Source organism: Halomonas sp. 113 (assembly GCF_904067645.1).
Classification (GTDB): domain Bacteria; phylum Pseudomonadota; class Gammaproteobacteria; order Pseudomonadales; family Halomonadaceae; genus Vreelandella; species Vreelandella titanicae.
This window is the reverse complement of the sequence record NZ_LR881453.1, coordinates 226,175-245,825: the sequence shown is the minus strand read 5'-3', so window position 1 is coordinate 245,825 and position 19,651 is coordinate 226,175. Positions and strand designations below refer to the sequence as shown.

Below are 19,651 nucleotides of genomic sequence, written 5' to 3'. Positions count from 1 at the left end.
GATATAAATTCTGAATCTTTTTCAACAATGCTATGCGTCAATAGTATAATTCTTAAACCGCTATTAACTTTTTTATAAAACTATTACTGCACGATTTACCATTACCTAAAAGATTAATTTCCTAAAAAAAGATGCTATTACCTTAAGAAGAACTACTTCCGTTCGTTTTAATAAGGTATTGCGGCGCAATATAGACTGATAAAATGAGGCCGCTTTTATACCACTCCTGACAACTTAACCATGAGGAAGAACGTCACATGCCTACGTTGTGCCAACCCTCTTGCCAGCCTCGATTATATCGTCGCTGGCTTTTTTTGTTAGCGGCCTTACTATTAGGCGTAAGTCCCAGTGCATTTGCAGTGACCGGTGAACTAGATCTAACCACCTCTACCGTTGGCTTTTTTGCTGTTGCGATTTTCGTCCTGGCGTATGCATTAGTCATGGCGGAAGAAAAGATCCATATGCGCAAGTCTAAACCGGTGTTGGTGGCAGCCGGTATCATCTGGAGCCTCATCGGCTGGGTGTATGTCCAAAACGGCATGTCGGACGCGTCTGAGTACGCTTTCCGCGTCACGCTGTTGGAGTTCACCGAGCTGATGCTGTTCTTGCTGGTGGCCATGACCTATATCAATGCCATGGAAGAGCGTCGGGTCTTCGATGCATTGCGTTCCTGGATGCTGCGTAAAGGCTTTAACTACCGAACCCTTTTTTGGCTGACCGGCGGTCTCGCCTTTGTGTTATCCCCCATTGCCGACAACCTTACCACCGCACTCTTGATGTGCGCGGTAGTGACCAAGGTGGCCGAAGGCAACCAGCGCTATATCAACCTGGCCTGTATCAATATCGTGGTGGCCGCCAACGCGGGGGGTGCGTTTAGTCCCTTTGGCGATATCACCACTCTAATGGTATGGCAAGCGGGCATGGTGGAGTTCCAGGAGTTCTTTATTCTGTTCTTCCCCGCCCTGGTCAACTTCATGATTCCAGCATGCATCATGAGCCTGTTTATCAAGGATGAAAAACCCGCAAGTGTTTATGAAGATGTGTGGATGAAGCGTGGCGCCCGGCGCATTGTGCTGCTGTTTTTATTGACGATCGTGACCGCCGTACTGTGTCACGTGGTGCTCCATCTACCCCCGGTGTTGGGCATGATGACCGGCCTTGGCTACTTGCAGTTCTTCGGTTACTACCTGCGCCGCAGCCTGCCCCGCTCCTTGGAGCGCAAGCGCGAGCGGTATAGCCGTGAAGGTGATAACCGTAAGCTGGCGCAACTGGGTAGCGTGGTGCCGTTTGATGTTTTTAACCGCGTTGCCCGGGCTGAGTGGGACACACTGCTGTTCTTCTACGGGGTGGTAATGTGCGTTGGCGGGCTTGGCTTCATGGGCTATCTAGGCTTGCTGTCGGAAGCACTGTATACCGGTTGGAACGCGACTGCTGCCAATATTGTATTAGGCATTGTTTCGGCCGTGGTAGACAACATTCCGGTGATGTTTGCAGTGCTGACCATGGAGCCCGATATGTCCCACGGCCAGTGGCTACTGATTACCTTAACCGCTGGCGTTGGTGGCAGCTTGCTATCGATTGGTTCCGCGGCCGGTGTGGCGGTCATGGGTCAGGCAAGGGGCTCCTATACCTTTATGGGCCACTTGCGCTGGTCGCCGGTTATTCTGCTCGGCTACATCGCCAGTATTCTGGTGCATATGTGGCTCAACGCTGAGAGCTTTGCGCTCTTCAGCTAAGCCCGATCAAAAGAGAAATAGATGGCACTATTTCTTTTCCTTGTATCTCTTTACCCCTTTTCAGCGTGCTGGAAAGGGGTTTTGGTATAGCCGTTTAATAGCTTTCGAAAAGATACTCAATGGGTGTCGGGCGGCCAAATAGATAGCCCTGATAGCGGTAACAGCCGTGGCCTCTTAGCCAATCGAACTGCTCTTTTTTCTCCACTCCTTCCGCGACCACGGTTAAGCCTAAACTTACCGCAAGTAGAATCGTGGTATCGACAATCGCTGCGTCTGTCTTATCGGTCAGCAGCTCGCGAATAAACGATTGGTCAATTTTCAATTCATCCAGCGGTAAGCGCTTCAGGTAACTCAGCGATGAGTAACCGGTACCAAAGTCATCCAACGCAAAGCGAATCCCCCTAGCACGCAGTTTCAACATCGTGCTACGCACCCTCACCGGCTCGTGCATCAACAGGCTCTCGGTGACTTCAAGCACCAAGCGGTTCGGCGGCGCCAGGGTTTCTGCTAATAGCTCTTCAACATCACGTACAAACTCCGGCTGCTGAAACTGCACCGAACTCACGTTGACGGAAATACTTAACGGCGCATAGGCCGGTTGATGAGACCATTTCGCTAGCTGCTCGCAAGCTGACCGCAGCACCCAGTAACCGATCGGCACAATCAACCGATTCTCTTCCGCAAGCGGGATAAACGTTGCGGGGGATACCCAGCCACGCTGAGGATGATACCACCGCAGCAGCGCTTCAACGCCGGTAGTCACGCCCTGATGGTCGACCTGCACTTGGTAATGCAGCGCCAGCTCGTTGCGCTTGAGCGCCTGATGCAAATCAGCTTCTAAACTGGCCCGTTCCAATACGCTGGTCTGCATTTCGCTGTTAAAAAAGCGCAGCGTATTGCCGCCCGCGCTTTTCGCCTGCTGCAACGCCATATCTGCCTGTTGCAGCACGCTATCCATACTGTACTCACCAGCTCCCGTAAACAGCGAAATGCCAATGCTGGCACTGATCGGTAACGAGTGACTGCTTCTTAATTGCGCAATGACTTCCAGCAGTTGCCGCCCCACACGCTCGGCTTTTAGTGCGGCGTCTTTTTGCTCCTCGCCCAGGTTCTTGATCAGCACCACAAACTCATCGCTACTGAAGCGGGCTAGCGTTACCTCTTCATCAAGCCGCTGGCGTAGCTGTTCAGCCACGCTGACCAAAAGCTGGTCACCGCTCTCATGGCCCTGAATATCATTCACTAAGCGAAAATTATCCAGGTCGATCACCAGCACCGCACTGAAAAATGTGGCCCACTCATCATGATCAATGGTTGCCGTTAAGGAGTCCATCAGTAGCCGTCGATTGGGCAGCCCGGTTAGCGAGTCATAGAAGGCCAGGTAGTGGGTGCGTGACTGCATTTCGAGGTAGTCAGTCAGTTCGGTCGAAATACCGCATAGGGAGGGAGGTGCGCCAGGGGACATGGAAAGCGGCATTTTAATCGATAAGAACGTTCTTACCCGGCTTTCACCCCGCAAAACGTTGCTCTCTTCTACCGTTACTTTTTTCCCCGAATCTAATACGTTGCGATCAACCTGGTTGATTTCCGCAGCGCTCCCGGCATCAAAAAACGCCGCATCGCGCTTACCGATAATTTTGTCGGCTGGCAGGCCAAATAGATCGCTCATGCGACGATTAACGTATTGATACTCCAAGCTTGGGGATTTGATATAGATAAAGGCATCGACGCTATCCAGAATAGTCGCCAGCATCTCTTTATTGGATTGCAGTAACGCCCGGTTATGCTGCATGCGCCGCTTGAGCAACAGGTTGCCCAGCAGCGCCAAAAGAAGGAACACAAGCAGCAAGGCGATGCCCCATCGCCCCAAGTAGCTGTCAATGCTGCGCAGAAGCTCCGCCGGAAGAGCTGCAGACGAGGCAAAATAGTACATAGTGGCTGTTCACTGGCCAGGCATGGTCAACGGGCCTGCCCGCTCGACCACTCGCTGCCAGGCAGCGTCTTTTTCAATACGTGACACAAACGCAGCGATGGCAGGATACTTTTCCAACGACTGCACGGCGGCCATGGCCTGTAACGGGAAACTCATTTGAATATCAGCACCACTGGGCCACGGCCCGGCAAAATTACCCTGCGCCAACAAGTGCTGGTTTATGAAGTTCAGGTGCTGTTTAAGCTGCGGTGCTAAGAAGCGCTTGCTTACCGTATCGCTAATTCCCTTAGCCAGTGGCTTAATCAGCCAGGGCGACTGTTTGGGAATTTGACTAAACACAAGCTGCATCACCAGCAGCGGCATTAATGACCCTTCGGCATAGTGCAACCAGTAGCGGTAGTCCACCCACGCACTCATATCATCGATGGGAGGCTGACAGCGCCCCTGCCCATAGCGTTGAACAAGGTAATCTATGATGGCGCCTGATTCGGCCACGGTAAAATCGCCGTCGGTAATCACCGGAGATTTACCCAGCGGGTGAATTTTTTTCAGCGAATCTGGCGCTTGCTGGGTTTTGCCATCGCGTTGGTAAACCACCAACTCGTAGTCCAGTTCAAGGGCTTCAAGTAGCCACAGGATGCGATGCGAACGAGACTTTTCCAGATGGTGAACGTGGATCATAAACACTCCGTGGGGCTGAGTTGCGCGCCAGCATTGCACTGGCGACACGTATTCCTTTTCTAATGGCACATTTAGCTTAGTACCATAAAGCCCATCATCATAGGAGCATTAGTATCAACGCAACGTCAAAATTAATGCTTATTAATTAGGTGCGTTATAAACGGTGCGCATGGCGCCAACGCGCCAGCAGATCCAGCGGTGACCACTTACCTTGCAGCCAGGGCGCAAGTAAACGCATAGAGAGCGGAATAAACACAAATACCATCACTGGCGTCAGCATTAGGGTGCTCACCACCACCCGCGGCAGCAACGCCCAATCGGCCAATACGCCGCCGAACACGAACTGAAAGATCAGCGAGATAGGAAAGAAAGCCAGCCAGACAGCCACGGCCTGCTTCCAGCGCGGCGGTGCACTGCTGCCGGTTTGAAACCACGCATCCAACCCGGTGGCCCGGTGCTCATGGGGCGCCTCATATAAGCCTTTACCACGCGCCAACCACGCATGCCGTGAAGCGGAGTGCTCCCAAGCGGCTAAGGTCTCGCTGCTGCTAAAGCGGAATATAATCTGGTATTCATCGTCATCAGCCGGTGGCGACAGTACGCCAGAACCGAGGTAGCCAGCGAAGTCGGCCGCCAGTTCGCGTCCTTCATTAAGCCAACGATTAAAATCGGCGTAGCGGCCGTGCTCAACGCGACGAGCCACCATCAACGTGACGGGTGAGGCAGACATGGTATATCTCCTAATGTGTCTACAGCCAGCGCCGGGTAGGCAGGCTGTTTGCTTTCAAGGGGATAACCCTGAAAGTCCAATTGCCACATTATACAAGCAATGTTGATGCCATGTGATAAATGATGCGCTATACCCGTTGGCGCGACATGGATTCGCGCCCAGGCACAGGGTGGGGGCGCTCGCCGCGTTGAAAGGCGCATACATGAACATAGATATCCACAGCGCTGCGAATGGCATCGGCCTCTTGGGCGTCGGGCTCTACTACCGGGCCGGTATACTCACCTTCGCTACGCAGCACAGCCTCTAACTCGGTGCGGTAACGGTCGAGCAGGTGCTCCAGGTTGATGCGAATACGATGAACTTCCAGACCAAACGCTTGGCGTTGATCGGTGCGTTTAAGGATGTCCAAAGGATTTGAAGCGGCTTCGATCAAGCTTTCTAACGTAGCGAAAACTAACTTTTCAGCACTGTTTAAATTAGGAATAATGGAATAAATGAGGTCATTTAAAGTGATCGGTGTTCCATGGCGGTGCATAGGCGGTTCAACGTCCGGTTAAGGGGTCAATGCTAATAAATCGGCCCTGCTCAGAAAAACTTAATCGATAAATACCGCGCACACCGTCCCGGCCCACCACCCGCCGAATTGCTTCGGCGGGAAATATCACCCAACGGCCATCTACGCTGCGGGTTCGCACGTTGGCGATACGCCCTTCGTAATGGGCTAGACATTCATCATAATTAAGATTAATGACCACATCAATGGTTTGCATAGGGCAGGGATAGACTTGGCATAGGCTGGCATCGTGTCAGAAAAGTGTTGGCATCGCACAGCGCAAACTTGCACTGTCGGCGTTGCTCGCTAATACTTCATGGTATCCCAACTCGTACTTAGTCGGTAATGACCTATGGCCGTTTCTTCCATTAGCACTGTTTCTCACGCTGCCGGGACGTACCCTTCAGCGAATACAATGTCCCCGCGCGTTGAGCAAGCCGCTAAAGGCCGTGCTCTAGAAGAAGATACGGCGTCTACCGACGACCCAAAAACGACTAGTGCTAGTGAAGAGAGCAGCAGTGCCGAGGCTGGCCCCAAACGGGCTGACGGTACGCCCATGGCGCCGGATGAGATTCGGCTACTAGACCAGCTTAAACAGAACGACCGCGAAGTTCGCCAGCACGAGATGGCGCACCAAACCGTGGGCGGTGCCTATGCAGGCGGCGCCAGCTACGAGTATGAAGTTGGCCCCGATGGCAAGCGCTACGCGGTCGCGGGAGAAGTACCGATCGATTATGGCCCGGTACCCAATGACCCCCAAGCCACTATCGAAAAAATGCAAACCGTGATCGCCGCAGCCATGGCGCCTGCAGATCCCTCTCCCAAAGATCATCAAGTGGCTGCCCAAGCGCGTCAGTACTTGTTGGAAGCCAAGCTCGAAGCGTCCATGCAGCGCAGTGAAATGGAGCAAGCCCGCAGCAACGGCGCCGAGGCAACTTCTTCTGCTGATGAATCAGCCGCTAACGAGCAACCTTCAGAGGAACAAGCTGCTTAATTGTCCGCTAGCGCAAGAGAGCTCCACTCTTCACGGCTAGGCCAATTTGCCAACCAGGTAGGTAATGACTCGGCGGGCATAGGCCGCGCAATACCATAGCCTTGGGCTAAATCGCAGCCTAGCGCCATCAAGGCTTTGGCATGGTCTAAGGTTTCTACCCCCTCTGCCAGCATGGGCCGCTTAAAGCGATTAGCCATGTAAATGACGCTTTCTACAATCGCCATATCATCCTGATCGGTGAGCATATCGCGGACAAAGCTCTGATCAATTTTGATCAGGCTGACCGGCAACTGCCGCAGATGGGTTAACGACGAAAACCCGGTGCCAAAATCATCAATAGCAAAACTCACCCCCAGCGACTGGCAGCGCGCCATATTTTGCAGCGCAGCCTGGATATCGTGCATTGCGGCGCTCTCCAGCACTTCGAGCTTGAGCATTACGGGCGGTACATCAGGGTAGCGTGCCAATAACTCGCCAAGCCGCTGGCTAAAATCACTCACTAACAGATGCGTAGGGCTTATATTCACATTGATCGGCAGCGCGATGCCCTGAACTTGCCACTCACTCAACTGACGCAGTGCTCGTTCAATGACCCACTCGCCAAGATCCACCTCCAACGGCGTGGTATCGATGATGGGTAAAAACTGCCCAGGTGCCAGCAGCCCATCTTCAGGGTGCTGCCAACGAATCAGCGCCTCTAGACCGACCACTTTGCCACTGCGCATGTCGACCTGGGGCTGATAGTAAAGGCACAGCTCATTGTGAGTGAGGGCATCAATAAAACGCTGGCGCTGCTCATGGCGCACCTGCAGCAAGCGGTCATGGTTAGGGTCAAACAGGTGGAACGTGTCGCGGCCACGCTGTTTGGCACGATACATGGCCTGATTGGCATGCCGCAGCAGCACATCGCCCTGAACGTGGTCATTAGGGTAGAGCGTAACCCCCAGGCTCGCCGTCAGATGAACACTCTGGCCCTCAATCATCATCGGTTGTCGAATGGAGCCCAGCAACTTCTCGAAAAAGTCATCGTCGACACCGTGGTGCAGTAACAGCACGAACTCATCGCCACCCACCCGCGCCAGCACGTCATCGCCAAACAGCAGATGGCTGATGCGCTGTGAAAAAGAAGACAGCAGCGCATCGCCTACGGAGGGACCCAGCCGGTCATTAATATTTTTGAAGAAGTCGATATCCAGCGAACACACCGCCAAGGGGAGCTGCTTGGCTTCTGCATGCTGCATGGACTCTTGAATCAACTGCGTCAGCAGTTGCAGGTTGGGTAGCCCCGTGAGGGCATCAAAGTAGACTTCTCGATTAAGGTGGCGGGCATGGGCCGGAATGGCCGAAAGATCTGCGAGCACAATCACATGGTGATCGATCTCGCCGTGCTCATTGCGCACACGATTGATCGACATCATGCCGGGATAAAACTGGCCATCGTGACTACGGTAGCTCACCTGGCTTTTGCTACGGTCACGCAACTGCAGCTCTTCCCGCATCAACCGCGTGGTGCGGCTATCGTCCAGCGGTAAAATGCTGAACGCTTCTGGTGTTTTGCCCTGTACATCGCCCTGCGTAATCCCCGTTAATTCACAAAAAGCGGGGTTCACCTCCACCACCCGATTTTCCGCATCAGTAATAATGATCGCTTCGTTGGCGTAACTAAATACCGATTCAGCGGGTGACGCCGAATGGCTTACGGATGCCGTTGGCATCACGTTCGAGCGGGGCAGTGAAGGCGCTGGCTGGGAGTGCTGTTGAGACAAAGACTGTTCCTTCGATAAATTCAAGGATTCATACATATGTCTTTGCTCTCCTCGTCGTTTTTATAGAGCCGTCGCTAAATAGGTTCGTTGTTATATAGAGCCGTTATTAGGTCAATAGAACCGTTATTATGAAGACAGTAGTACTGCTAGGCATAATAACACCCTATGACGGCGAAGGTACTTTGCACTGCAAAGTACCTTATCGGCTGACGAGGTAATTAGTTAAAGAGTTTGCTCAATATAATGACAGGTAAGCTACGCGGGAGAGAGGGCTAAACGCTGGGTGGCCAACGCCGTATCGCGCACTTGGTAATCGCTCACTTTGCTGGTCATATCATCGGCCTGATCATCAAGGGAGCGGCTCGCCGCGGCCATTTCCTCAACCAATGCAGCGTTTTGCTGGGTCACCTCCTCTAACTGGGCCATGGCACGGTTAATTTGCTCAATACCCGCCGACTGCTCATGGGTAGCCGACGCCATTTCATCCATCAGGCTTGCCATTTGCCCTACCCGTTGAGCAATCCGCCCCAGAGTTTCATTGGTGGTAGTCACCAGGCTTTCGCCTTCTGAAATTTTTGTCACATTATTATCGATCAATTGACGAATCTGGCTGGCCTCCTGGGCGCTGCGGCTAGCCAATTTGCGTACTTCATCGGCAACCACTGCAAAACCGCGCCCATGCTCACCGGCTCTCGCCGCTTCAACCGAGGCATTAAGCGCCAGCAAATTGGTTTGGAAAGCGATGTTATCGATAGTCGCCACAATGCTAGTTACCTGCTCGTTGGCTTGCAGGATAAGCTGCATGGCTGTTTGGGCTTGAGAAGCGACTGCAGTGGCTTCTTTTGCCTCTTGAGCCACCTCCCCAGTCATCTGCTGGGCTTGCTGCGCGTTTTCAGCACTCTGCCGCACCGTGGCGGTAATCTGCTCCATGCTCGACGCGGTTTGCACCAGCGAGGCGGACTGCTCTTCGGTTCGCTGGGCAAGGTCTTGATTACCCTGCGCCATCTGATTGCTGGCCACCGCCACCGACTGCGCATTGCGCTTAACGTCAGCGACCAGCGCTTCGGTAACTTCCGACGATTCATTAAACGCCTGATATAGCTTTGATAACTCATCGCTACCCGGCACCACTAAGCGCTGTGTCAAATCGCTACCCCGGGTCGCGATACTGGTTAGCGCTTGGTTAAGCGATTGGGTAATGACGCGTACGATCAATACGGCAGCGACAATCGCCATCAAGCTGGCCACGAGCGCAATTACCGCATACTGCCAAAGTGCCTGTTGGGCCGACTCACGCAGCGCGACAGTCTGGGCCACCACTGTATCTGCCACGCTATCCTCTAACGCTTTAAGGCGGGCAATTTTCACCGTTTGCCACTCAAACCACTGTTCCGGGTCGACACCATAACCGCCGGCTTGCGCTTGACTGATCGCCAATTCGCGCCGAGCCAAGAGACGCTCGATCTCTGCACCGCTCAATGCCTGGTCAAGCTGGTCGCGGCTTTCATCTCCAGCCAACAGGCGGAAGCTTGTCAAGAATGCCTGTTCCTCGCCCAGCAAGGACAAGAAACGGCGTAACGTAGCGTCGGGCATGCCGTCACTGGCGAAGGCATTGGAAAGCAGAGCCCGCTCAATCCCCGCTAAATCTTTGGCTTCCAGCAGTTGGTAGTAGGCACTTAGCTGGCGAGCAATACCCCCTTCGCTGGTTAGATGCGACAACGTACCCACAAAGGCCATTAGTTGACCGTTGATGCCAGTGTAGTGGCTTAACGCATCACCCATCGCCATATCAAGGCCATCGACACGCTTGCGTAAGGCTGCCTGGCGCTGCCACTGGGCGTCGATTTCGTTGAGTCGTTGCTGGACAGCAGGTGTTAACAGCGCTGGATCCAAGGCATCACGCTGAGCTTGGAAAGCCTGGACAGCGGCGTCGGTGTTGGGACGCTGCTGATTAAGCTGATCGCCAAAGGCATTACCTTCGCTGCCCAGAAAGCCAGCGGTCATGCCCCGTTCAAGCTGCATTTGGTGCACGGCGTCACCGGCACGCTGGGCCAGTTGGGTCAAGGCGTGAAGACGATCAAACTCCTGCACCGTCTCGCGCCGTTCCATAATGCCCTGCGCAGCAAACCAAGCCAGGGCAAGCAAGGGAAGCAGCAATACACAGACAAATTTAAACCGCATCGACATGCGGTTAACGATAGTTTTCATAGCTTAGCCTCAAACAGATAGCGTCGTTGGGGAGGTAAGCGGCGTGCTCGATTATTATTGTCCGCATCAGCTGACGCGTTTAGCTAAGTCTGCCGCACTTTGCCGTTTAGTGAAATACGATTAATTTTAGTGGATAAAATAACGACAAGCGGCGCGAGTATAGGGCGTTTGGGGAACTCTATATTGATTCAAATCATAAAGTCTGGCGAATTTTCAGGCCTAACAAGCGGCTGAATTGAGCGCTCCTTAAGGCGCTGGACTGGCGGCACCCAAAAAGCGCGCCTGCCAGTAATCGATCTCTAACGGCACGCTGACTACTGCACGGCCCTTACCAGGTGCATGAATCATTTGGCCGTTGCCACGATAAATTCCTACGTGGGTCGCTTTGCGACGGTCGCCAAAGAAAAGCAGATCACCAGGGCGTGGTTTTTTCACCTGTGGCAAGGCACGGAACTGTTCATCGGCGGAACGCGGAACACGAATACCCGCCGCCCGGTAGGTCATTTCCACTAAGCCAGAGCAGTCCAGACCATCGGGCGTATTTCCCCCAAAACGATACGGTGTGCCAATGGCCTGCTGAGCATGGGAGAGAATCAGCGCACGCTCCATAGAGAGTCCTGCGCGGTTAGGAGGCGCCTCAATGGGGGTAAGATCGCGGCTGGCACAACCCGCTAGTGCCAGTAGTAACAGGCAGGTAAGCAGCCACCTTCCAGAAGGTGCCAACCCGCAAGGTAGAGGCCACAGGCGAACCAGTAGCATGGGCAGCCGCTCCAATAAATCAACATGCTTTCATGATGGCGCAAAGCATGCCTAGCCGCCAATGGTTAGCGGCCAATCCACTCGACAAAGCTGGTTTCACCCAGCGCATGGCGTTCATGCCGCACCCGGCTCATTGCCGCGTAGGGTAAATCCATTGCCAGTACCCGCGAAAGCGGCTGCTCGATCACCTGGCGCAGCAGGCCATTGCAGACAAATAGATGCGCCACTACCAGCACATGCTTGCCAGGCGGGTTACTTAACAGCTGCTGCCAGGCCTCGGCTAATCGCGCGTCAAAGGCTTGCAGGGTTTCGCCACCGGGGGGAGACACCGCGGCAGGATCGAACCAAAAGGCACTCATTCGCTCGGTGCCCTCTTCGGCAAACACCTGGGCGTGGGTTTTGCCCTCCCACTGCCCCAAATGCAGCTCGGCGAAATCGTCTTCCACCTGAACGGGCAGATCAAACTCTTCCCCCAGCCATAAGGCGAATTCGCGGCAGCGCGTTAACGGAGAGGTAACGATCGCATCGTAGGGCAAATGCCCGTCGACCGTCTGCCGCATGACTGCATCGGTCACCTGCTGCCAGCCGGTTTCACTCAGCGGATGGTCGGTGGAGCCGCGGAGCATACGCCCGCCCACCGGCTCACCATGGCGCAGTAAATCTATCGTTGTTTGTTCGGCTTCAGGAAAGCGCATAGGGGTAACCTCGCCGATTTAGGCAGCTTGCAGTTTAGATAATTGCGTGACGCACGCGTGCGGAAATCCACTCCGACACCAGCACGGTAGCGAAAATCATAATAAAGATGACGCTAACTTGATCCCAGGCGAGGCTATTGATCGAGGCATTCAACTGCAGACCAATACCACCTGCCCCGACCAAGCCCAACACCGTCGACTCACGGATATTAATGTCCCAGCGGTAAACGCTAATCCCCGCGAACGCGGGCATCACCTGGGGCAGCACGCCGTAGTTCATCACCTGCAGTCGACTCGCGCCGGTAGCACTAATCGCCTCAACGGGCGTGGGATGGATCTCTTCAATCGCTTCGTAAAGCAGCTTGCCCACAAAGCCGATGGAGCGCAGGGCAATGGCAATAATCCCCGCCAGTACGCCGGGGCCAAGAATGGTGACCAGTAGCATCGCCCAAATCAGCGAGTTAATGGAGCGCGATGAAACAATCACCATCAGCGCCAAACTGCGCACCAGCGGATGCGGCGTCGTGTTACGGGCGGCTAAAAATGCCACCGGAAACGCCATCATAATCCCTAACGCGGTGCCCAAAGTGGCGATATTGATGGTGTCCCACATGGGCTTCCAGAGCACATTGGCGTAGCCCCATTCGGGAGGGGTCATGCGGCTGATCAGATCTGCTCCCTGGCGGCCGGCATCTTCCACAAACACCCACATGGTATTGTCGGAAATCATCTTCCAGCAGAGCAGAAATAGGCTGACACCTGCCAGCCAAGCCAGGTACTGCAACCATTGAGCGCGAGTAGTGCGCCGCCGCCAAACCGGCTGACCCTGGGGTGTAGTGGAAACAGGCATTTAAACTCTCGACAAATTAAGGGGCCAGAACTTACGGATCCAGCAGTTACTGAATCAGCGTTTACTGAGTCCAGCGGCGGACATGGCTTGAGCTGTACTCGCACAGCAGCACGATGGCGATGATAATCAGCAGAATCGCCGCGGAGGTGTCGTACTCATAGCGGCTCAGCGAGGTATTCAGCGTGGCGCCAATACCGCCTGCGCCGACAATGCCAATCACCGAGGACTCACGGAAGTTGATATCCAAACGGTACATGGAGAGCCCGATCAAACGCGGCATGACCTGGGGCTGCACGGCGTGGTTCATGGTTTGCCACCAACTGGCGCCCGTGGCGCGTACCGCTTCTACCTGCCGCCAATCCAAATCTTCAATATCTTCCGCCAGTAGCTTGGCCATAAAGCCAATCGTCGCGAAGGCCAGAGTAATCATGCCCGCAAAGGGCCCGAAGCCGAACATCACCACAAACAGAATCGCGATGATGATCTCCTGGAACGTGCGCGAAACGGCGATAATCGCGCGGCACACAAAGTAGATCGGCAGTGGTGAAATGTTACGCGCTGCCCCTAAACCCACGGGTATCGCCAGCAGTACACCCAATACCGTGGAGGTGAGCGTCATGGTCAAACTTTCCAGCAAGCCCGCGACGATATCGTCGTAGCGGCTGACAAAGTCAGGCTGCATAAAGGCGCCTAAAAAATTAACCGCCCGGCCTGCGCCTTCCGCCACCCGCTCCCAGTTCACCTCTACCGAGGCAAGCGCTAAAAACAGATACACCACTGCACCAATGGCAAGCCCCCAGCGCAAGCGAGGACTTTCAATTAGCGGTAGTCGCCGCCACTGACCGCGCTGCGCCGCCTGCTGGCGTGCCTGCTCGCTCATCGTGCTGCCCCCGCTTCGATTGACGACATCACCCGCGCGTAGGGAGGATTAATCGGAGCAGTGTTAGTCGTCTCATCGCCGCTGACTTCTTCGTCCATTGGCTCAGGCGTGGTGTCCCAGTCCTCTTCACCATAAATCGTGGTGAGGATCTCACTGGTGAGTTCGCTGGGAAGGCCATCAAAGACGATTTCACCCGCCCGCAGGCCGACAATGCGGTCAGCAAATTGCTGGGCCAGCGCTACGTCGTGAATATTGATGATCGCCGCCAGTTCGCGCTCTGCGCACAGCTCACGAATCAAACGCATGATTTGGCGCGAAGTTTTTGGGTCAAGGCTGGCGGTGGGTTCATCCACCAGCAACAGCTTAGGACTTTGCAGGAGCGCCCTGGCGATACCCACCCGCTGGCGCTGGCCGCCAGACAGGGCATCGGCACGTTTATCGATGGCATGCGGCAACCCCACTCGCTCCAATAGACGGAAGGCTTCAATCACAGCCTCCTGCGGGTAGCGGCGCAGGAAGCTGCGCCAAAATCCCACATAACCGAGCTGACCTGAAAGCACGTTCTCCATCACGGTTAGGCGGTCTACTAACGCATACTCTTGAAAAATCATTCCCATGGAGCGGCGGGCATGACGCAGCTTATGTCCCGAGAGCTTCGTCAGTTCCGTGCCGTCCAGACGAATGCTGCCCTGAGTAGGCTCAACCAGCCGGTTCACACAGCGAATCAGTGTGCTTTTACCCGCGCCAGATGGGCCAATCAGCGCCATCACTTGGCCTTTTGGCAGCGTGAGTTCAATATCCGTCAGCGCTCGATCCCCGGTAGGGTAACGTTTACCAACGCCGGTGAGTGTCAACATGGAAGTGCCTCATCTACATAGCGGTTCGGCCAGAAGGTTGCCCTCCTGGCCGATCGTATTGGGGTACTGCTTAAAGATTAATCGCAGTCGTAGGTCACGCCGTTGGCGTCAGCGATGGTGCGAATAACTTCCCAGTTTTCCTGATAAGTAATCGGAATAAACTGTGCTTCACCTGAGTTAGCGAATTCTGACTCTAGGGCAGTGCCTTCCCAGTCGTAGCTGAAGAACGCATCCTGAATCTTCTCGGCAAGTTCCGGGTTCAGGTTATTCGCCAGCCCGTAAGCGGTGGTGGGGAAGGTTTGTGAGGTGTAGATAATGTCGTAATCACCTTCGTTCACCACACCGCGGGAAATCATCCGTTTGCCTACGGAGTTAGCAATCGCCGCCGCGTCGTAATCTTCGTTGACCACGCCGAGAATGGAGTTGTCGTGAGAACCAGAGAAAGCGGTCTCAAAATCTTCCCCCGCTTCCATACCGTACTCAGAGCGCAGCAGCGCAGAGGGGGCGCGGAAGCCAGAGTTGGAAGTCTCTGAGGTAAACGCTAGTTGGCGACCCTGCAAGTCTTCAACGGCTTCAATGCCGCTTCCTGGGTAGGTGATAATCTCCATCTCATAGCCAAAGCTGCCATCTTCCGCGGCCATCATGGCGAAAGGGCGGAAACCACCGCAGTTAACCGCGACCGGGACGCCACCGGTATTGAAACCGGCTACGTGGAGACGGCCAGCGCGCAGCGCTTCCTGCTGGGCAGCATTGGACTGCACCGGGAAGAACTGGACTTTTTTGCCCGTAGCTTCGCTCAGGTGATCCAGAAAGTCAGACCAGACATCCGCGTAAACCGCGGGGTCTTCAACCGGCGTGTAGGCAAACACTAAAGTATCCGGGTCTACCCACTGAGACTCATCGCTGGGAACATCAGCGACCATATCGCCATCGTTATCCACATAGCGTGAAGACAGATCCGCAGAGGCGTTCACCGCGGCCAAGGCGAAGGCACTGGCAACGGCGGCACTGATTAACGTGCGGGAGAGGGATAATGTCTGCATGGGTCACCTGTAGCGTTCTGTAGAGTTATTAAAAGATGACAACATCCTGACGACTCCAGATGACAAAAATGGGGCACTTATATGACCACTTCGTGACGTTTTGGCGAAGAACAGTTAATCTACAGCTTGAAAAGCCTCGTGACCGCGGCGCTCTACAAACAGGCTGTTACCGGGAATTTTTTTCGCCTGATGCTTCAGCTCAGAAAGCTCGCCTGCGATATCCAGCGATTGGCAGGTAGTCGTATCATGGATGGGTTTTACCGCAATCGAGACGCTCACAAAGGGAAAAAACGTCATTCTATTTTGACGGTTTTCGATGTGAATCCCGCCCTGAAGGCGGTCAGCCTCTTCATAGAAGCCCGGTGCCATCACCTCGAATGAGTGCAGAATTTGCTGGCAAACACTTTCCCAGTGCTCAAGCGGCAGCAACATCATAAAATCATCGCCGCCAATATGGCCAATAAAGCCCCCGGCATTCTCTACCTGTGCTTGCAGCAGCCGCGATAGCGAAATGATGATGTGGTCACCTCGGGCGTAGCCATAGGCATCGTTGAAGGCTTTAAAGTTATCCAAGTCAACATAGGCCGCAGCAAACCCATGCCCGGAGGCCAAATAAGCCGCCAGTGTTTCATTGATCAGGATATTACCCGGCAGGCCGGTGAGCGGGTTGGCATGCCGCGCTTGGCGCACCTGAATCGCGGTAATCTCACGCAAAAGGTCAACGATATTGCCCATCCCCAGGTAGTCACCGTTAGCGTTAACGATGACAAAGTCCTCTTGCTCAATATCCCGGCTGTCGGTCAACTTCTGACTCAAAATCTCAAGCGGAGTATCCGCTTCGGCCACCAGCATGCGTGCATCAGCAACGTCCAGCACACGGCGCTTGGCATAAAGCGAATGGCTATAGGGGTTGGTAAATAGAGTTAAAAACGAGTTGCGTCGCACCACCGCCACGGGCTTACCATTCTCCAGCACGGCCACGCAGCGCAAGCTGGGTTGTTGGCGAAATCGCTCGGAGATATACGGCACTGCGCAATCCGTCGTTATGGCATCGGTAGCCCGTAAAATCGAGCGCGTGGTGCGACCCGCAGGGCTTTTTAATTGGGTGCTCGCTGGCAGCACCAGATTGAGTTCTAAAGGCGGCTGCTGGTTGGGTCGGGCGAAATAGAAGCCTTGTAGTAGTGCGAGCCCACGGTCGAGTTCCCACAAGCAAAGATGCTCAGCAGCGGTCTCCACCCCTTCGGCGATCACTTGGCAGTCCAGGCTACGCGCCACATCGAGAATCGAACGCAGGAACTCTCGCTTGGCAGGATCCTGGTCAATGCCGGAGATAAAGTGTCGGTCGAGTTTAACGAAATCCGGGCGCAGCTCCGACCAGTGGCGCAGGCTTGAGTGCCCTGCACCGAGATCATCCAGTGCGACTTGAAAGCCCATAGTGCGGTAGTGATCCACCGCTTGGCGCATTAGCTCGTAGTCGTGGATTGGCACGTGTTCAGTGAGCTCGATCACCACCCGCTCTGGGGGCAAGCCGCTGTCACGAATAAAGCCAAGCGTTAAGCCTTCGCGAAAATCACGCTCTACGATCGTCAACGGCATAACGTTAAGAAACAGCAGGCCCGGCAGATCGAGCTCTGCAAAGCGGTAGATGGCTAACCGTCGGCAGAGTATATCTAATTCCACCAGCTTTCCGGCCTGAGTGGCTACTTCAAACAGTCGTAACGGCGAGTGAAGCGGCGATGTTTTAGGCCCACGAATCAGTGCTTCGTAGCCATAAATCGCCTGCTGGCTGGCATCCACAATGGGCTGAAAGAGCACGTGCAACTCTTCTGTTGCAATAATCTTTTGCAACCACTGCGATTCTTGTGCGGTCATTTGCCTGCTGCCCTATTCTGCCACCCTAATAACCAGCGGTGGTTCCTATGATGTGTCACCTTCCCTGGAGTTGGTTGATAAGCTGCAAGCAAGCGTGCGTCATTTTTGTGACGCTATAATGACAATCATCAAGGACATCAGTCAGTTGACGCTACACTGACGTTAAATGAGCGGTTTCTCCCGCGCCGGAAAGACCACCTCGCTACCGTCGGCGTCGAGCTGTCGGATATCGATAGGGTGGCCTTTTTCATCCAGCGTTACTAAGCCAATGCCGCTGGCGTTCCACAGCCGTTCACCCGCGCTGGCGCGGTCAGGATCGCGGGGGTGAACGCTTAGTTTGCGGCGCTTGGTGAACCAATTAAGCGGCGACCACGGCGCGTAGAGCCAGCGATTGAGCCGGTCAAAGGTATTGAGCAGGTTTTTGGGAAAGGTGTTTTTGATCCCGCTTGAGGTGATCTGCCACAGATGGGGAGAACGGCGCTGATGACGCACCACAATGTCGTAGACAAACGAGTAGTGCACGTCGCCAGATAGAATCACGTAGTTGCCTGGGGTTTTGGAGTGCTGCCAAATTTGCAGCAGCGTATTGGCCGCTCCCCGGTGAGCCATCCAGTTTTCGGCATCCACCACCAGCGGCTTACCAGCAAGGGTAAACAGCTTTTGGATTCCCTCTATCAACTTGACGCCGAACATCGGTGCGGGAGAGACAATCACCGCACTTTTGGCCCCCATTAGCGCCTGCTGCATTTCCATTAGCGCCTCCCAGTCCATCAAGCCTGAAGGCCGATGCGGGCTGCGTTCGCTGCGCCAGCGCCGGGTGCGGGTATCCAGCACGATTAGTGTGGGAGTGCCGGGCACCTGAAACTCCCAGCCCTGAAAACGCAGCAGCCGCTCAATCAGCCCATCCTGTTCAGCGCAGACTAGCGGTTGGTCGCCATCACCCAGCAGGGTCAAGGCATGGTGGACTAACGGATTCAATTTATCCGGATCGTTACCCCAGGCTTGGCAAAGCAGATAGGCCACCAGGGCGTTACCGATAATTCGCTTAGAGAACGGGTGACCGTAGGCGGCGCGCTCCCAGTCGGCGGTTAGGTTCCAGTCGTCGGTAACGTCGTGGTCATCGAAGATCATCAGGCTGGGCAGGTGCGCCATCACCCGAGCGCATTGGGGCAAGCCTTCAGCAAAGGCATCGATTATCGCCTGCTCCTGACGATAGAGCTCGGCGTCTTTTTCATCTAAGGCAGGCGCTTCAGGGGCAATTACCTGCCAGGGCACCGGTGACCACACCAGGCAGTACATGGCGAGCATTTCTGCCAGCGTCATCAAGTGATTATGGGCGTTCGCCGAGGTAAACACCGGCTTTTTGACACCGCCAAAAAAGCGCTCGCGCAGCGCCACGTTACTGGTCACATCCGGCAACAGTGCAGCACGCCGGTAGTAGCTATCCGGCGAGCGGTAGAGCGCCTGGCTATCGTCGACAGTCGCGCCTTCCAGCCACTCATCCACCAGCCCTAACCGCTCAATCACCGCATGCACGGCGCGTAGCATCGGCCCGGCCACGTCGTCGGCGTACACCTGGTCGCCGGTCATCAGCAGCCAAGCGGGCCACTCGGTGGGCGCTGACTGCTGCTCAGCAAGCCAACTGTCGGCGCGCACCAGGCCATCGGCACTGTCGTGATGGGGCTTGCGGCAGGAGCCATGCATCAGGCGGTGATGGCGGGATGCAATCACAAAGGCAGGATAGGCGGCGCCATCATAACAGAGCCACGGCGCCCACTCGGGCAGAGAGCGCCACTCGCCCTGCTGTGTTTCCACCTGCAGGTCGTACTCGATGCGCTCGTCACAGGGCAGCGCTGACTCAAGCTCACAATCAATTAGGTAGATAAAGGCCCGCTGACCGATGGGGATGCACTGCTGGTGGTGCGCTAAGCCGATTGACTGGCTATCGGCGTGCCCTGGGCGCAGCACTAATGCCATATTCAGTGGCCGAGTGGCGACGAGCCAAAGTACCAGCCGTGTAGTGCTGATACGTCTTAATAGGGGGCCGGCGACTATATCGGGCAGCGTATCTGTACGATTCATTCGGTGCGGTCT

17 protein-coding genes are annotated in these 19,651 nt (G+C 54.9%); 2 read left to right on the top strand and 15 right to left on the bottom strand.

Going from position 1 to position 19,651, the window contains the following annotated elements; genetic code table 11:
* Positions 1–257: 257 nt before the first annotated feature.
* Positions 258–1,736, top strand: coding sequence for a sodium:proton antiporter NhaD (gene nhaD, locus YERSI8AC_RS01340; RefSeq protein ID WP_138800231.1), 1,479 nt, complete (start codon positions 258–260; stop codon positions 1,734–1,736).
* A 94-nt stretch (positions 1,737–1,830) separates the two neighbouring features.
* Here the strand turns inward: nhaD and YERSI8AC_RS01335 are convergent, their stop codons facing one another.
* The 5 genes from YERSI8AC_RS01335 to YERSI8AC_RS01315 form a co-directional block, all read right to left on the bottom strand.
* Positions 1,831–3,669, bottom strand: coding sequence for a putative bifunctional diguanylate cyclase/phosphodiesterase (locus YERSI8AC_RS01335; RefSeq protein WP_022520743.1), 1,839 nt, complete (start codon positions 3,667–3,669; stop codon positions 1,831–1,833).
* A 9-nt stretch (positions 3,670–3,678) separates the two neighbouring features.
* Positions 3,679–4,350: a glutathione S-transferase gene (locus tag YERSI8AC_RS01330; protein WP_022520744.1), complete on the bottom strand. Its 672-nt coding sequence runs from the start codon at positions 4,348–4,350 to the stop codon at positions 3,679–3,681.
* A 154-nt stretch (positions 4,351–4,504) separates the two neighbouring features.
* The gene (locus YERSI8AC_RS01325) at positions 4,505–5,080 is read right to left on the bottom strand and encodes an antibiotic biosynthesis monooxygenase (protein ID WP_009287898.1); all 576 of its coding nucleotides are present in this window, start codon (positions 5,078–5,080) and stop codon (positions 4,505–4,507) included.
* 127 nt (positions 5,081–5,207) lie between these two features.
* Positions 5,208–5,615, bottom strand: a complete 408-nt coding sequence (locus tag YERSI8AC_RS01320; RefSeq protein ID WP_022520745.1) for a hypothetical protein — start codon at positions 5,613–5,615, stop codon at positions 5,208–5,210.
* A 7-nt stretch (positions 5,616–5,622) separates the two neighbouring features.
* Complete coding sequence (locus YERSI8AC_RS01315; RefSeq protein WP_022520746.1) at positions 5,623–5,850, bottom strand: DUF2835 family protein; 228 nt, start codon at positions 5,848–5,850, stop codon at positions 5,623–5,625.
* A 135-nt stretch (positions 5,851–5,985) separates the two neighbouring features.
* Here YERSI8AC_RS01315 and YERSI8AC_RS01310 point away from each other — a divergent pair, with 135 nt between their 5' ends.
* Positions 5,986–6,627 (top strand): putative metalloprotease CJM1_0395 family protein, encoded by a 642-nt coding sequence (locus YERSI8AC_RS01310; RefSeq protein WP_009287897.1) that lies wholly within the window; start codon positions 5,986–5,988, stop codon positions 6,625–6,627.
* Here the strand turns inward: YERSI8AC_RS01310 and YERSI8AC_RS01305 are convergent.
* The 10 genes from YERSI8AC_RS01305 to YERSI8AC_RS01260 all read right to left on the bottom strand — a co-directional run bounded on the left by YERSI8AC_RS01305 (position 6,624) and on the right by YERSI8AC_RS01260 (position 19,639).
* On the bottom strand, positions 6,624–8,342 hold the full coding sequence (locus YERSI8AC_RS01305; protein ID WP_236557422.1) for a putative bifunctional diguanylate cyclase/phosphodiesterase: 1,719 nt from the start codon (positions 8,340–8,342) through the stop codon (positions 6,624–6,626). The genes YERSI8AC_RS01310 and YERSI8AC_RS01305 overlap by 4 nt on opposite strands.
* A 306-nt stretch (positions 8,343–8,648) precedes the next feature.
* Entirely contained in the window at positions 8,649–10,601 is a 1,953-nt protein-coding gene (locus YERSI8AC_RS01300; protein ID WP_159175940.1) for a methyl-accepting chemotaxis protein, read from the bottom strand.
* Between the two features lie 246 nt (positions 10,602–10,847).
* A complete protein-coding gene (locus tag YERSI8AC_RS01295) occupies positions 10,848–11,360 on the bottom strand; it encodes a C40 family peptidase (protein ID WP_022520749.1) in 513 nt (170 codons plus the stop codon).
* A 65-nt stretch (positions 11,361–11,425) separates the two neighbouring features.
* Positions 11,426–12,055 carry a histidine phosphatase family protein gene (locus YERSI8AC_RS01290; protein ID WP_027958201.1) on the bottom strand — a complete coding sequence of 210 codons (630 nt, stop codon included), beginning with the start codon at positions 12,053–12,055 and terminating at the stop codon, positions 11,426–11,428.
* Positions 12,056–12,089: 34 nt separating this feature from the next.
* The gene (gene phnE / locus YERSI8AC_RS01285; protein WP_159175939.1) at positions 12,090–12,905 is read right to left on the bottom strand and encodes a phosphonate ABC transporter, permease protein PhnE; all 816 of its coding nucleotides are present in this window, start codon (positions 12,903–12,905) and stop codon (positions 12,090–12,092) included.
* Positions 12,906–12,966: 61 nt separating this feature from the next.
* Positions 12,967–13,785 (bottom strand): phosphonate ABC transporter, permease protein PhnE, encoded by an 819-nt coding sequence (gene phnE / locus YERSI8AC_RS01280; protein ID WP_022520752.1) that lies wholly within the window; start codon positions 13,783–13,785, stop codon positions 12,967–12,969.
* Positions 13,782–14,642: a phosphonate ABC transporter ATP-binding protein gene (gene phnC / locus YERSI8AC_RS01275; protein WP_009287890.1), complete on the bottom strand. Its 861-nt coding sequence runs from the start codon at positions 14,640–14,642 to the stop codon at positions 13,782–13,784. The genes phnE (YERSI8AC_RS01280) and phnC overlap by 4 nt, the downstream gene beginning before the upstream one ends.
* 77 nt (positions 14,643–14,719) lie before the next feature.
* Entirely contained in the window at positions 14,720–15,685 is a 966-nt protein-coding gene (phnD, locus tag YERSI8AC_RS01270; protein WP_159175938.1) for a phosphate/phosphite/phosphonate ABC transporter substrate-binding protein, read from the bottom strand.
* A 114-nt stretch (positions 15,686–15,799) separates the two neighbouring features.
* Positions 15,800–17,557, bottom strand: a complete 1,758-nt coding sequence (locus YERSI8AC_RS01265; RefSeq protein WP_159175937.1) for an EAL domain-containing protein — start codon at positions 17,555–17,557, stop codon at positions 15,800–15,802.
* A gap of 162 nt (positions 17,558–17,719) precedes the next feature.
* Complete coding sequence (locus YERSI8AC_RS01260) at positions 17,720–19,639, bottom strand: alkaline phosphatase D family protein (RefSeq protein WP_022520754.1); 1,920 nt, start codon at positions 19,637–19,639, stop codon at positions 17,720–17,722.
* Positions 19,640–19,651: the final 12 nt, after the last annotated feature.

What these genes read in the sequence shown, in the direction of transcription:
- nhaD (WP_138800231.1), top strand. Translation starts at nt 258, where the DNA reads ATGCCTACGTTGTGCCAACCCTCTTGCCAGCCTCGATTATATCGTCGC.
- YERSI8AC_RS01335 (WP_022520743.1), bottom strand. Translation starts at nt 3,669, where the DNA reads ATGTACTATTTTGCCTCGTCTGCAGCTCTTCCGGCGGAGCTTCTGCGC.
- YERSI8AC_RS01330 (WP_022520744.1), bottom strand. Translation starts at nt 4,350, where the DNA reads ATGATCCACGTTCACCATCTGGAAAAGTCTCGTTCGCATCGCATCCTG.
- YERSI8AC_RS01325 (WP_009287898.1), bottom strand. Translation starts at nt 5,080, where the DNA reads ATGTCTGCCTCACCCGTCACGTTGATGGTGGCTCGTCGCGTTGAGCAC.
- YERSI8AC_RS01320 (WP_022520745.1), bottom strand. Translation starts at nt 5,615, where the DNA reads ATGCACCGCCATGGAACACCGATCACTTTAAATGACCTCATTTATTCC.
- YERSI8AC_RS01315 (WP_022520746.1), bottom strand. Translation starts at nt 5,850, where the DNA reads ATGCAAACCATTGATGTGGTCATTAATCTTAATTATGATGAATGTCTA.
- YERSI8AC_RS01310 (WP_009287897.1), top strand. Translation starts at nt 5,986, where the DNA reads ATGGCCGTTTCTTCCATTAGCACTGTTTCTCACGCTGCCGGGACGTAC.
- YERSI8AC_RS01305 (WP_236557422.1), bottom strand. Translation starts at nt 8,342, where the DNA reads ATGCCAACGGCATCCGTAAGCCATTCGGCGTCACCCGCTGAATCGGTA.
- YERSI8AC_RS01300 (WP_159175940.1), bottom strand. Translation starts at nt 10,601, where the DNA reads ATGAAAACTATCGTTAACCGCATGTCGATGCGGTTTAAATTTGTCTGT.
- YERSI8AC_RS01295 (WP_022520749.1), bottom strand. Translation starts at nt 11,360, where the DNA reads ATGCTACTGGTTCGCCTGTGGCCTCTACCTTGCGGGTTGGCACCTTCT.
- YERSI8AC_RS01290 (WP_027958201.1), bottom strand. Translation starts at nt 12,055, where the DNA reads ATGCGCTTTCCTGAAGCCGAACAAACAACGATAGATTTACTGCGCCAT.
- phnE (WP_159175939.1), bottom strand. Translation starts at nt 12,905, where the DNA reads ATGCCTGTTTCCACTACACCCCAGGGTCAGCCGGTTTGGCGGCGGCGC.
- phnE (WP_022520752.1), bottom strand. Translation starts at nt 13,785, where the DNA reads ATGAGCGAGCAGGCACGCCAGCAGGCGGCGCAGCGCGGTCAGTGGCGG.
- phnC (WP_009287890.1), bottom strand. Translation starts at nt 14,642, where the DNA reads ATGTTGACACTCACCGGCGTTGGTAAACGTTACCCTACCGGGGATCGA.
- phnD (WP_159175938.1), bottom strand. Translation starts at nt 15,685, where the DNA reads ATGCAGACATTATCCCTCTCCCGCACGTTAATCAGTGCCGCCGTTGCC.
- YERSI8AC_RS01265 (WP_159175937.1), bottom strand. Translation starts at nt 17,557, where the DNA reads ATGACCGCACAAGAATCGCAGTGGTTGCAAAAGATTATTGCAACAGAA.
- YERSI8AC_RS01260 (WP_022520754.1), bottom strand. Translation starts at nt 19,639, where the DNA reads ATGAATCGTACAGATACGCTGCCCGATATAGTCGCCGGCCCCCTATTA.